12 protein-coding genes are annotated in these 12,073 nt (G+C 68.5%); 6 read left to right on the top strand and 6 right to left on the bottom strand.

Annotation, left to right across the window (positions count from 1 at the left end):
- Window positions 1-210: 210 nt before the first annotated feature.
- On the top strand, window positions 211-714 hold the full coding sequence (locus Q9R17_RS12295; protein WP_308154905.1) for a hypothetical protein: 504 nt from the start codon (window positions 211-213) through the stop codon (window positions 712-714).
- Between the two features lie 50 nt (window positions 715-764).
- Window positions 765-1,823: a suppressor of fused domain protein gene (locus Q9R17_RS12300; protein WP_308158337.1), complete on the top strand. Its 1,059-nt coding sequence runs from the start codon at window positions 765-767 to the stop codon at window positions 1,821-1,823.
- 57 nt (window positions 1,824-1,880) lie between these two features.
- Here Q9R17_RS12300 and Q9R17_RS12305 read toward each other — a convergent pair whose 3' ends face one another.
- From Q9R17_RS12305 to Q9R17_RS12325, 5 genes are all read right to left on the bottom strand, one after another.
- The gene (locus Q9R17_RS12305; protein WP_308154906.1) at window positions 1,881-2,492 is read right to left on the bottom strand and encodes a glutathione S-transferase N-terminal domain-containing protein; all 612 of its coding nucleotides are present in this window, start codon (window positions 2,490-2,492) and stop codon (window positions 1,881-1,883) included.
- 87 nt (window positions 2,493-2,579) lie between these two features.
- A complete protein-coding gene (locus tag Q9R17_RS12310; RefSeq protein WP_308154907.1) occupies window positions 2,580-3,038 on the bottom strand; it encodes a cell wall hydrolase in 459 nt (152 codons plus the stop codon).
- Between the two features lie 291 nt (window positions 3,039-3,329).
- Entirely contained in the window at window positions 3,330-5,360 is a 2,031-nt protein-coding gene (locus Q9R17_RS12315; RefSeq protein ID WP_308154908.1) for an NADPH-dependent 2,4-dienoyl-CoA reductase, read from the bottom strand.
- Window positions 5,361-5,461: 101 nt separating this feature from the next.
- Window positions 5,462-6,103 (bottom strand): hypothetical protein, encoded by a 642-nt coding sequence (locus tag Q9R17_RS12320; protein ID WP_308154909.1) that lies wholly within the window; start codon window positions 6,101-6,103, stop codon window positions 5,462-5,464.
- A 129-nt stretch (window positions 6,104-6,232) separates the two neighbouring features.
- Window positions 6,233-7,261 carry a zinc-binding alcohol dehydrogenase family protein gene (locus Q9R17_RS12325; RefSeq protein WP_308154910.1) on the bottom strand — a complete coding sequence of 343 codons (1,029 nt, stop codon included), beginning with the start codon at window positions 7,259-7,261 and terminating at the stop codon, window positions 6,233-6,235.
- Between the two features lie 358 nt (window positions 7,262-7,619).
- On the opposite strand from Q9R17_RS12325, the gene Q9R17_RS12330 reads away from it, so the two are divergent.
- From Q9R17_RS12330 to Q9R17_RS12345, 4 genes are all read left to right on the top strand, one after another.
- Window positions 7,620-8,711: an OmpA family protein gene (locus tag Q9R17_RS12330; protein ID WP_308154911.1), complete on the top strand. Its 1,092-nt coding sequence runs from the start codon at window positions 7,620-7,622 to the stop codon at window positions 8,709-8,711.
- Between the two features lie 208 nt (window positions 8,712-8,919).
- Window positions 8,920-9,429: a hypothetical protein gene (locus Q9R17_RS12335; protein WP_308154912.1), complete on the top strand. Its 510-nt coding sequence runs from the start codon at window positions 8,920-8,922 to the stop codon at window positions 9,427-9,429.
- Window positions 9,430-9,448: 19 nt separating this feature from the next.
- Window positions 9,449-10,255: a pseudouridine synthase gene (locus Q9R17_RS12340; protein ID WP_308154913.1), complete on the top strand. Its 807-nt coding sequence runs from the start codon at window positions 9,449-9,451 to the stop codon at window positions 10,253-10,255.
- Window positions 10,256-10,339: 84 nt separating this feature from the next.
- Window positions 10,340-10,672, top strand: coding sequence for a hypothetical protein (locus Q9R17_RS12345; RefSeq protein WP_308154914.1), 333 nt, complete (start codon window positions 10,340-10,342; stop codon window positions 10,670-10,672).
- Window positions 10,673-10,768: 96 nt separating this feature from the next.
- Here Q9R17_RS12345 and kbl read toward each other — a convergent pair whose 3' ends face one another.
- Entirely contained in the window at window positions 10,769-11,977 is a 1,209-nt protein-coding gene (gene kbl, locus Q9R17_RS12350; protein ID WP_308154915.1) for a glycine C-acetyltransferase, read from the bottom strand.
- Window positions 11,978-12,073: the final 96 nt, after the last annotated feature.

The following is a 12,073-nucleotide window of genomic DNA, read 5'->3' on the forward strand; positions in this document are numbered from 1 at the left end:
GGGCCGCTGCCGGCCAGCGGCCGGCATTCCCGGTGCGGACTGCTGCAGCGCAGCTTCCTGCCGGCCACGGGTGCGTTAAGCTCGGCCTGTCATCGGCCTGCAATGGGGCCCGCGCACCGGGGATGGTGCGCGTGGCGGCGGCCGATGGCGGGGGAGGCGCGCCCAGCCGGGCGCGCATGGGCGATCGCACGAATGCGAAGGGGAAAGCAGATGGCCTTGCTGCATGCCAAGACGGCCGCCGGCCGCCAGGAAATCGATGACCGGGCCCGCCGCCTGCCGGCGGGGTTGCGCTCGATCCTGTTGATGGTCGATGGCCAGCGTGATGACAACGAACTGCGTGGCCTGCTGGAAGGCCTGCGCGCACCCGCCGATGCCCTGCAGCAACTGGAGGCCGCGGGCCTGATCGAAGTGATCGGGGGTTCGGCCGAGCCGCTGGCCGCGCGGGGCCTGAGCAGTGGGCGCGAACAGGACCCGGCGCTCTACCAGCACCTGTATGAGGCCATGAGCGAGGCCGTGCGTCGGCACCTCGGCCTGAAGGGCTATTTCATGCAGCTGAAGATCGAGCGCTGCAAGGATGCGCTTGCGCTGGAGCGGTTGTGCCCGGAACTGCTTGAGGCCGTGGGAAAGGCACGCAGCCCGGCACTGGCCCAGCGCTGGTGGCAGGAAACCCGTGCGCTGCTGGCCGAGGATGGCAGCGAGGTCGTGCAGGCCTAGCGTGGCGGGTAAAGTGGAGGATGGATTCCACTGCGCTTGAGGATGCCTGCGTGCAGCACGACCACGACACCACCGGCACGCCCGGCTGGGATGCCATCAATGCCGCGCTGGCGCCGCTGTATGCCGGCCAGGCGCCGCAGCATTACGGCACCGCGGTGCCGTACACGCTGGGTGGGCAGGACCCGCTGGACGGCATCAGTGTGTACTGGGCCGACACCCCGGTGCCGCACTGGCACTACGTGACCTACGGCTTTTCCGAGCTGTATGGCAAGGAAAGCAGCGATGCCACCACCAGTGGCTATGGTTTCGAGCTGACCTTCCGCCTGGCCGCCAGCGCCGGCGAGGACGCCGGCAGCACGCCGCCGGTGTGGCCGCTGAACCTGCTGCAGAACCTGGCGCGCTACGTGTTCGGCAGCGGCAACGTGTTCGAGGACGGCCACCATCTCAATGCCAACGGGCCGATCGCGCTGGAGACCGGCACGCGGCTGTGCCATCTGGCCTTCCTGCACGACCCGCAGTTGCCGCCGCGGCAGACCGCCAATGGCGACCTGCAGTTCCTGCAGGTGATTGGCCTGGCCGATGCGGAAATGGCGGCGGTGCGGCGCTGGTCCACGCGCGGCGTACTGGAGGTACTGGAGGCGTCGATGCCGCTGTGGATCACCGATCTGGGGCGCGCATCGCTGCTGGAGGATCCGGCGCTGGCGGCACAGGTACAGGCGGGCAGCGCGCGTGAGGGGGCCAGCACCGGCATGCTGTTCCTGGAAACGCTGGATGCGGCGCTGGAGCCGGTGCCGGCCACGCTGCGGCTGGGGGCCGGGCAGGTGCCCAGCGTGCTGGAGCTGTTGCCGCTGCGCCTGCGGCATGGCCGGTCATTGACCCTGGTCGGCGGCGAGCGGCCATGGTGCTTCGAAGCCGGGCCTGCCGATGCGGTGGTGGCTGGGGAGGGGGAGACCGTGCGCTGCGTGCTGTCCGAGGCGGGCCTGCAGGCACTGTTGGACAACGTGCGTGCCGTGCGCGGGGACTACCCGGTGTCGGCGGCGTTGCATATCGCGGTGGTGCCGACGTTCCTGCGCGATGCGCAGGGCAACGTGATCCGCGAGGTGGGGTGAAGCAGGATCGGGGCCAGGACCGTTCGCGGTGCGAACGGCCCGGGCCCGCGACTGGCCTCAGGCCAGGCCTTCGGCCTTCAGCGCCGCCTGCACGCCCTCGTCGGCGTCCATGCGGGCCTTGTAGGCGGCCAGGTTGTCCAGGCCGGACAGGTCCAGCTTCGCGCCTGCGGCCCAGCGCAGGGTGATGTAGAAGTACGGGTCGGCCACGCTGCGGAAGCCGGCCAGCCACGGCTTGTCGGCCAGCTGCGCATCGGCACGTTCGAACAGGCCGCGCAGGCGCTTGCGCGCGGCCGTGCGGATCTGGTCGAACTGCGCCTCGTCGGCGATGAACTTGCCGGGCCCGAACAGCGGCGAGAACGCCGGGTGCACGTCGGAATTGACGAAGGCCAGCCAACGGGCAGCTTCGGCGCGCTGGCGCGGGCTGCCATCACCCACCAGGCCGGCCTGCGGGAAGCGGTCGGCGATGTAGCCCATGATGGCTGCGTTCTGGGTCAGCACGAAATCGCCGTCGACCAGCGCCGGCACGGCACCGGCCGGATTGATCTTCAGGAATGCCGGTGCCTTCATCGTGTCCTTGTCCAGCAGTTCGACCTCGAACGGCTGGCCGGTCCATTGCAGGGCGATGTGGTCGGCGGTGGAGCAGGCACCGGGCTTGCTGTACAGCTTCATGGGGACTCCGTGCGGGGTCGGTGGCGGGAAACCACCACTATCCCAGAGCCGCCCGGGCCGCGACAACGCCGCGGCGGCAACGAACCGTTACGACTGGCGGGGCTTGAGCGTCTGCACCTTATAGAAGGTGTGATCGCCGATGGTGGCCACCTGGTAGGCATTGCGCCAGCTCGGGTTGGCGATGGACAGGGCCGCGAAGTGGCTGGCGCCGGGCACGATCTCGCGCCGTTCACCGGCCGGCAGGGCCCAGTTGCGCTCGGCATCGAAGGCCACGTTCATTGCCTCCCGCCAGGCGGCGTCGTTGCCCAGCTGGGTGCCGGGGGAGACGATGGTCGGCGCGAACTGCTTGCGTGCCGTCACCACCTGGCACATCGAGTCGCCCCACAGGCCACTGTCCAGGCGGCGCAGGGCCACCTCGGCGACAGCCTGCTGGCCACGCACGGTCTGGTCGCGCGCTTCCAGGTAAACGGTGGTGCTCAGGCACAGCGAATCGGCGGCCGGCTGGGGCAGCAACTGCGACAGCCAGAGAATCCAGGCCAGTTTCATATAACTCCTTGCTCCGTGTAGGCCGCACCTGGCATGTCCACCGGCAACAGGCCGGCGGAGAGGCGGGGATACGACTTGGCGTCATGGGGAGGCGGCCATCGGGGCCGCCCCGTGGGCGGCCCGAAAACAACAGTCGGGGGAGGGCCGCGCCGGCTCACCGGAAACTGGCTGGTGAGCGGAAAGTGGCGCAAGGTAGGGGGGGATCATCGAACGCATCCTGAATGCCAAGGGTTGACATTCAGGTTCGGGGGTGGGGCCGGATGACCCCACATGCCCCCTGTTCAGCCGTCTTCAGAGGGCGGCGGCGACCCGGCTTCCCTGGTCGATGGCACGCTTGGCGTCCAGTTCGGCAGCCACATCGGCACCGCCGATCAGCTGCGCGGCAATGCCGGCCGCCTGCAGGTCGGCCAGCAGCGCGCGCTGCGGTTCCTGGCCGGCGCAGACCACCACGTGGTCCACGTCCAGCTGCTGTTCGCTGCCGTCCACGCGGATGCGCAGGCCCTGGTCATCCACCCCCAGGTACTCCACGCCACCGAGCATGCGCACGCCCTTGGCCTTGAGCGTGGCGCGGTGGATCCAGCCGGTGGTCTTGCCCAGGCGCGCGCCGGGCTTGCCCGGGCTGCGCTGCAGCAGCCACAGCTGGCGCGGCGAGGGCTCCACGGCCGGACGCGACAGCGAACCGCGGGCCTGGAAGGTGCTGTCCACGCCCCATTCGGCCATCCAGCGCTGCGGGTCCAGCGAGGGCGAGGGGCCCTCGTGGGCCAGGAACTCGCCGACATCGAAGCCGATACCGCCCGCGCCGATGATGGCCGCCTTGCGGCCCACCGTGACCCGGCCCAGCAGCACGTCCAGGTAGCTGACCACCTTGGGGTGGTCGGCACCGGGGAAATCGACCTTGCGCGGCACGATGCCGGTGGCCAGCACGACCTCGTCGAAGCCGGCCAGGGCCGCGGCATCGGCGCGGGTGCCCAGGCGCAGCTGCACGCCGGTGTCGGCCAGCTTGTGGCGGAAGTAGCGCAGGGTCTCGTGGAATTCTTCCTTGCCGGGAATGCGCTTGGCCACGTTGAACTGGCCGCCGATCTCCTCGTTGGCATCGAACAGGGTCAGCTGGTGGCCGCGCTCGGCGGCCACCGTGGCGCAGGCCAGCCCGGCCGGGCCGGCGCCGACCACCGCGATCTTCTTCGGCGCGGTGGTCGGGCGGTAGACCAGCTCGGTTTCATGCGCGGCACGCGGGTTGACCAGGCAGCTGGCCAGCTTGTTCTCGAACACGTGGTCCAGGCAGGCCTGGTTGCAGGCGATGCAGGTATTGATGGCATCGGCGCGGCCGGCCCGGGCCTTGTTCGGCCACTGCGGGTCGGCCAGCAGCGGGCGCGCCAGCGACACCATGTCGGCACCGCCATCGGCCAGGATGCGCTCGGCCACGTCCGGCATGTTGATGCGGTTGGTGGCCACCAGCGGCACCTTCACGTGCGGCTTCAGCTTGGCGGTGACTGCCGCGAAGGCCGCGCGCGGCACCGAGGTGGCGATGGTCGGGATGCGCGCCTCATGCCAGCCGATGCCGGAGTTGATGATCGTGGCGCCGGCGGCTTCGATGGCCTGGGCCTGCTGCACGATCTCGTCCCAGTTGCTGCCGTCCTCGACCAGGTCCACCAGCGACAGGCGGTAGATGATGATGAAATCCGGCCCGCAGGCCTCGCGGATGCGGCGCACGATCTCCACCGCGAAGCGCATGCGCTGGGAGGCGTCACCGCCCCAGCGGTCGCTGCGCCTGTTGGTGCGCGGGGCGATGAACTCATTGATGAGGTAACCCTCCGAGCCCATCACTTCCACGCCGTCATAGCCGGCCTGGCGGGCCAGCTTCGCACTGCGTGCATAGTCGGCGATGTGCCGTTCCACGCCACTGGCCGACAGCGCACGCGGGGTGAACGGATTGATCGGCGCCTTCAGCTTCGACGGCGCCACCGACAAGGGGTGGTAGGCATAGCGGCCGGCATGCAGCAGCTGCAGGCAGATCTTCGCGCCGTGCTGGTGGGCTGCGGCGGTGAGCTGGCGGTGCGGGCGCACTTCCCACGGCCAGGACAGCTTGCCGCCGAAGGGCTTGAGCCAGCCGACGACATTGGGCGCGAAGCCGCCGGTGACGATCAGGCCGACACCGCCCTGCGCACGTTCGGCGAAATAGGCGGCCAGGCGCGGGAAGTCGCGCGCGCGATCTTCCAGCCCGGTATGCATCGACCCCATCAGGACGCGGTTGCGCAGCTGGGTGAAGCCCAGGTCCAGCGGGGCGAACAGGTGGGGATAGGCGGTTTCGTTGGCTGGCGACATGATCGATACGCTTGCGTACGGAAGCGCGAAGCGTGCCGCGAAACGGCGTTCGGGGCAAGGGCCGCCTGGCCCGGAGCACCGGGCCGGGCCAGGCGTGGCGGTTACCCGTGGCCGTGCTGCGTGCCCGCCGAGCGTGGCGCGACAGCGCCCCGAGCGGGCCGGCCGATGCCGAACCAGCCCAGCGTCACCCCGCACAGCGGGCCGATCAGCAGGGCGAAGGCCAGCGTGCCGACCCCCACGTTGCCGCCCAGCCACCAGCCCAGCAGCAGCACGCTGCCCTCGATCAGGCTGCGCACCTTCCAGATCGGCCAGCCGGTACGGGCGTGCAGGCCGGTCATCAGGCCGTCGCGTGGTCCGGGCCCCAGCTTGGCGCCGATGTACAGCCCGGTGGCCAGCGCGACCAGCAGCATGCCGGCGCAGAACATCGCCAGCTGCCAGCCAAGGCCTGCGGCCGGTGGCAGCAGCCACAGGCCGAACTGTGCCGAGGGGCCGATCAGCAGTACGTTCAGCACCGTGCCCACGCCGGGCTTCTGCCGCAGCGGCCACCACAACAACAGCACCAGTGCACCGATGGTGTTGGTGGCCAGGCCGAAGGACAGCGGTGTCTGCGTCGCGATGCCCTGTGACAGCACATCCCAGGGGGCCACGCCGATGGTGGCGCGGATCATCAGCGAGGCGCCGAAGCCGTACAGGAACAGGCCGGTGACCAGTTGCAGCAGGCGCAAGGGAAGGGCGGTGGGCATGCGGGACTCGGGGGAGGTGGGATCTGTCACCACCGTAATTCCGAAAATCCATTGCCAATAGATACAGATGGCGGGCAATACGCCGCTACAGGCCGGTGCCCGCCGCCGTCCCGCGCCTGTGCCGGGGGCTTACGGCGCGGCGTCGTCCCAGCCCGCCAGCACCAGCTTGCCGACACTGCGCCCGCTGGCCAGCTGCTGGTGCGCGGCTTCCAGGTTGGTGGCGTTGATGGTCCCCAGCGATGCTGCCAGGGTGCCGCGCAGCAGGCCGGCATCGATCAGGCTGGCGGCGCGGCTGAGGATGCGGTGCTGCTCGATGCGGTCCTCGGTCTGGAACCGGGCGCGGGCGAACATGAATTCCCAGTGGATGCTGATGCACTTGGCCTTGTAGGGATCGCCGATGCGCAGCGCGCCACGCGGTTCGACGATCAGGCCGACATGGCCCTGTGGTGCTACCAGGTGGCCCAGCTGATCCCAGTAGTGGTCGGTGTCGGCCAGGTTCAGGGCAACCTGTACCTGGTCGATGCCCCGCGCCTGCAACTGTGGCGCCAGCGGCTGGCGGTGGTCGATGACGTGATCGGCGCCCATCTGCCGGCACCACGCGGCCGACGCCTCGCGCGAGGCGGTGGCGATGACGGTGAAGCCGGCATGCCGGGCCAGCTGGATGGCCATCGAGCCCACGCCGCCGGCACCGCCGATCACCAGCAGGTGCTGGCCGGCATGGCGGCGATCGTCCAGGTGCAGTGGCATGCGCTGGAACAGCAGTTCCCAGGCGGTGAGGGTGGTCAGCGGCAAGGCCGCCGCTTCGGCGGCATCGAGCGTGCGCGGGCGGTGCGCGACCAGCCGTTCGTCCACCCATTGGAACTGCGCGTTGCAGCCGGGCCGGGTCACGTCGCCGGCGTAATAGACCGCATCGCCGGACGCGAACAGGCTTACCTGGTCGCCAATCGCTTCGACCACGCCGGCCGCATCCCAGCCCAGTATCTTCGGCGCGGCCAATCCGCCTGCCGCAGCGGCAGCGCGCTGCTTGCCGTCAACCGGATTCACCGATACCGCCTGCACCCGTACCAGCAGGTCGCGGCCGCCCGGGGCGGAGGGCGCCGGCAGCTCCAGATCGGTCAGCACGGCAGGGTTCTGCGGACTCAGCGCGACGGCTTTCATGAATGATTCCCGGCTCAGGTTCGGCCCCATCATAAGGTTCCTCACCTCTCCGGTTTCCCGCTGAATATCCCCTGCCGGTGCCGTGGGCAAGGGCTTGCACATACTGGGTGAACGCCCGCCAAGCCTTGTGCCGCCACGTTCTTGCGGTATTTTATCATCCTGTATAGGGTTTCAATGTCCGGTCCCTCCCGGGGCAGACACTTCTCTTCACATGTTACGGGACTGTTAACATCGCCTTCACTCGCCTGAGCATAATGTTCGCGGCGGTGGCGTGCTGAATCGGCTGTCGAACATCGACGCAGTAGTGCTGGCCCATGCCTCTACCGGTTTCATACCCCCGAAATAGGAGCTGTACTCAATGAACAAGAAGATCCTCACTGCCGCGCTGCTGGGTGGTCTGGCTTTCGCCCAGGCTGCATCGGCGCAGGAGTTCGATGACCGCTGGTACCTGACCGGTTCGGCCGGCTTCAATTTCCAGGACAACGACCGTCTGACCAATGACGCTCCGTTCGTCACCCTGGGCCTGGGTAAGTTCATCAGCCCGAGCTGGTCGCTGGACGGTGAGCTGAACTATCAGAACCCGAACTTCGACGCCAACAAGGATCAGAACTGGTCGCAGTACGGCGCCTCGCTGGACCTGCGTCGCCACTTCATCAAGGAAGGCCGCGGCTGGAACCCGTACCTGCTGGCCGGCCTGGGCTACCAGAAGTCGGAAGAAACCTACCCGCTGAATGCTGCTGGCCCGGGCAAGCGCAAGGACGGCAACTTCGCCGCCAAGGTCGGCGTCGGCCTGCAGACCACCTTCGAGAAGCGCGTTGCTGTCCGCGCCGAAGTGGCCTACCGCGCTGACTTCGACGACAAGAGCATTGCCGCTCCGCGCGAAGACTGGTTCGGCGACGTGCTGGCTTCGGTCGGCGTCGTGATCCCGCTGGGCCCGGCTCCGGTGGCGGCTGTTGCTCCGGCTCCGGCCCCGGTGGCGCCGAGCTGCGCCGACCTGGATGACGACGGTGACGGCGTCAACAACTGCGACGACAAGTGCCCGAACTCGCAGCCGGGCCAGACCATCGGTCCGGACGGCTGCCCGGTGCCGGTCTCCATCGACCTGAAGGGCGTGAACTTCGACTTCGACAAGTCGAACCTGCGTCCGGACGCCGTGGCGATCCTGTCCGAAGCCTCGGAAATCCTGAAGCGTTACCCGGACCTGCGCGTCGAAGTGGCTGGCCACACCGACTCGAAGGGTACCGACGCGTACAACCAGAAGCTGTCCGAGCGTCGTGCCACCGCGGTGTACAACTACCTGACCCAGCAGGGCGTTGCCGCCTCGCGTCTGGTGGGCCCGATCGGCTACGGCAAGAGCCGTCCGATTGCGCCGAACACCAACCCGGATGGTTCGGATAATCCGGAAGGTCGCGCCAAGAACCGTCGTACCGAGCTGAACGTCCAGAACTGAGTTCTGACGCTTCACCGGTAAGACACAGCAGGACCCGGCTTCGGCCGGGTCTTGTTGTTTGTGCCGCCGGAAACCACCTGCAGGGCACCGCCGGTCGGAAATTCATCTGAAAATCCAACAAGTTGGCGTATTCATTGAAGGTGGCGCTTGAAAGCCGTTCCGGCGCTGTTAAACTCGCCGCGTCACCTTCCTTCCGTGGACGCCTCTCATGCTGCGCACTGCATCGGCCGCCCTCCTGGCGCTGGCCCTGGTTCCTGCCGCCCACGCCGCCGTTGATTGCTCGGCCACCCCGGGTGCCACGCCGCTGTCGCTGCCGGCCACCGCGATCGCACCGGTCGCCGACGAGTTCTCCATCCGCAATTCGCAGCTGGGCATGCCGGCCGGTGTGCTGAGCACCAGCTACGACCCGTCGCAGTCGCTGGACCAGGTGCTGCAGCGCCTGCGCATCGATGGCTGCCAGAACATCGCCAAGGCCATTCCCAGCGCGCCGGCGGTGAAGCCGAACGATCCGGCCGCTTACAAGCCGGCCACCGAATTCGACAACACGCCGTGGCGCTTCGACATGAGCCAGGGCGGCAAGCGCATGACCGCCGAAGAATTCGATGCCTGGATGAAGGCCCGTGGCGTACGCGTGGTCAAGGCGCGCCCGGCCCCGACGGCCGAAGCCGCCCCGGCCCCTGAAGCACCGGCTGCGACCAAGCCGGTCGACAAGAAATAACCCGCGCGGGGAGCAGAGGATGCGTTCGCGCCGTCCCCCTGCCGCCCCCGCTGCCCGCACCCACGCCGCGCGTGGGCGTGCGACCCCCGCTGCGCGTCCGTCCGTGCGCCATGGCCTGGCCCGGGTGCTGTCCAAGGCCGGCGTGTGCTCGCGCAGTGAAGCCGCGCGCTGGATCGCCGAAGGCCGCGTGCGCGTGGCCGGCCGCACCATCCTCGATCCCGAGTTCCCGATCGCCAGCCCGGCACCGGTTATCGAGGTCGATGGCCAGCCGCTGGCGCCGCCGCAGCGCATCTACCTGATGCTCAACAAGCCGCGCGGGGTGGTGACCACCGTGCAGGACGAGCGTGGCCGCGACACCGTCTACCGCTGCTTCGACGGGGCCCAGCTGCCCTGGCTGGCGCCGGTCGGGCGCCTGGACAAGGCCAGCGAAGGCCTGCTGTTGTTCAGCAACGACCCGCAGTGGGCCGCGCGGCTGACCGATCCGGCCACCGGGCCGGACAAGACCTACCACGTACAGATCGACCGCCTGCCGGATGAGGCCACGTTGGCCGCGCTGCAGGCCGGGGTCGAGGACGAAGGCGAGTTCCTCGCCGCCCAGGCCGTGCGCGTGCTGCGCAGCGGCGACAAGACCGCGTGGCTGGAAGTGGTGCTCGATGAGGGCCGCAACCGCCATATCCGCCGCCTGCTGGCGGCCTTCGACCTGCAGGTGCTGCGCCTGGTCCGGGTCGCGATCGGCGGGCTGTCGCTCGGCGATCTCGGCAAGGGGCAGTGGCGGCTGCTGCAGGACGCTGACCAGGGGCGGCTGGGGGCCGCCGCACCGGGCTGATGCCCGGGGCCGGTGCGTGCCACCGGTCCGTGTTTCCGGGGAGGGGGCCCTGGAGTTGTCGATCCTTTGCAACGGAGCCTGTCCATGTCCCACACCGTTCTGCACACCTCCCTGCGCTGCGCCGGCCTGCTGCTGCCGCTGGCCCTGCTCACCGCCTGCGGCGGCCACAAGAAGGTGGCCAAGGCCGAAACCCCGGCCGACGTGCCGGTGGTCGAAGTGAAGACCCCGGAACTGGATGGCCGCGGCAGCTACCGCTTCATGATGAGCGACGGCGACCGCAAGATGACCGCCGATGAATTCGATGCCTGGATGAAGGCCAACGGCATCCGCGTGGCCAAGGGCAACGACGGCCCGGTGAAGCCGGTCGTGGTCGCCAGCAAGGACGCGCCGAAGGACAAGAAGAAAAAGAAGAAATGATGCGTGGCAGGTGCCGGCCCGGGCCGGCACACCGTGCTGGGTCAGAACCCTTTCCTGTGGAAAGGGTTCTGACGCCGGTTCCGCTCCCGGCTGCGGTCAGCCCTTGATCACGCCCAGTTCCAGGCCGATGCGGGTGAACGCATCGATGGCACGGTCCAGGTGTGCACGGGTGTGTGCGGCGCTGATCTGGGTGCGGATGCGTGCCTGGCCCTTGGGCACCACCGGGAAGAAGAAGCCGATCGCGTAGATGCCTTCTTCCAGCAGGCGCTCGGCGAACTTCTGCGCCAACGGGGCGTCGTACAGCATCACCGGGCTGATCGGGTGCACGCCCGGCTTCACGTCGAAGCCCGCGGCGACCATCTTTTCGCGGAAGTAGCGGGTGTTTTCCACCAGCGTGCTGCGCAGGTCATCGGCGGCGGCCAGCATCTCGAAGGCCTTGATGCCGGCAGCCACCACGTGCGGCGGCAGCGAGTTGGAGAACAGGTAGGGGCGCGAACGCTGGCGCAGCAGTTCGATCACCTCGGCGCTGGCACAGGTGAAGCCCCCCAGCGCACCGCCCATGGCCTTGCCCAGGGTGCCGGTGATGATGTCGATCTTCTCCAGCACGCCCTTCACTTCGGCCGAGCCGCGGCCGGTGGCGCCCAGGAAGCCGGTGGCATGGCATTCGTCGATGTGCACCAGGGCGTTGTACTTCTTCGCCAGCGCGGTGATTTCGTCCAGCGGGGCGATGAAGCCGTCCATCGAGAACACACCGTCGGTGGTGATCAGCTTGGTCCTGCAGCCGGCGGCGTCAGCGGCCTGCAGCTGGGCTTCCAGGTCGGCCATGTCGCAGTTGGCGTAGCGGAAGCGCTTGGCCTTGCACAGGCGCACGCCGTCGATGATCGAGGCGTGGTTCAGCGCATCGGAAATGATCGCGTCGTTCTCGCCCAGCAGCGGCTCGAACAGGCCGCCGTTGGCATCGAAGCAGGCCGCATACAGGATGGTGTCCTGCTTGCCGAAGAACTCGGCGATCTGCTTTTCCAGCTGCTTGTGCAGGTCCTGGGTGCCGCAGATGAAGCGCACCGAGGCCATGCCGAAGCCATGGGTGTCCAGTGCGTCCTTGGCGGCCTGGATCAGATCGGGGTGGTCGGCCAGGCCCAGGTAGTTGTTGGCGCAGAAATTGAGCACCGTGCGGCCATCGTCCAGGGTGATCTCGGCCGACTGCGGGCTGGTGATGATCCGCTCGGACTTGAACAGGCCCTGGGCGCGGATGGCGTCCAGTTCGTCGGCGTAGTGGCGGGTCAGGGCGGTGGAAGCTTCGGACATGGGAAAGACACGCTAGGCACGGGAACGGCGATTCTACCCAGCTACGCTGACCCGGTGATGGTGCTGTCCGGGTCCTGTCCGGACACCATGCGTGTT

Source organism: Stenotrophomonas sp. 24(2023) (assembly GCF_030913365.1).
Lineage (GTDB): Bacteria > Pseudomonadota > Gammaproteobacteria > Xanthomonadales > Xanthomonadaceae > Stenotrophomonas.

Coding starts and splice junctions, on each gene's coding strand:
- Q9R17_RS12295 (WP_308154905.1), top strand. CDS start 211: ATGGCCTTGCTGCATGCCAAGACGGCCGCCGGCCGCCAGGAAATCGAT.
- Q9R17_RS12305 (WP_308154906.1), bottom strand. CDS start 2,492: ATGAAGCTGTACAGCAAGCCCGGTGCCTGCTCCACCGCCGACCACATC.
- Q9R17_RS12310 (WP_308154907.1), bottom strand. CDS start 3,038: ATGAAACTGGCCTGGATTCTCTGGCTGTCGCAGTTGCTGCCCCAGCCG.
- Q9R17_RS12315 (WP_308154908.1), bottom strand. CDS start 5,360: ATGTCGCCAGCCAACGAAACCGCCTATCCCCACCTGTTCGCCCCGCTG.
- Q9R17_RS12320 (WP_308154909.1), bottom strand. CDS start 6,103: ATGCCCACCGCCCTTCCCTTGCGCCTGCTGCAACTGGTCACCGGCCTG.
- Q9R17_RS12325 (WP_308154910.1), bottom strand. CDS start 7,261: ATGAAAGCCGTCGCGCTGAGTCCGCAGAACCCTGCCGTGCTGACCGAT.
- Q9R17_RS12330 (WP_308154911.1), top strand. CDS start 7,620: ATGAACAAGAAGATCCTCACTGCCGCGCTGCTGGGTGGTCTGGCTTTC.
- Q9R17_RS12335 (WP_308154912.1), top strand. CDS start 8,920: ATGCTGCGCACTGCATCGGCCGCCCTCCTGGCGCTGGCCCTGGTTCCT.
- Q9R17_RS12340 (WP_308154913.1), top strand. CDS start 9,449: ATGCGTTCGCGCCGTCCCCCTGCCGCCCCCGCTGCCCGCACCCACGCC.
- Q9R17_RS12345 (WP_308154914.1), top strand. CDS start 10,340: ATGTCCCACACCGTTCTGCACACCTCCCTGCGCTGCGCCGGCCTGCTG.
- kbl (WP_308154915.1), bottom strand. CDS start 11,977: ATGTCCGAAGCTTCCACCGCCCTGACCCGCCACTACGCCGACGAACTG.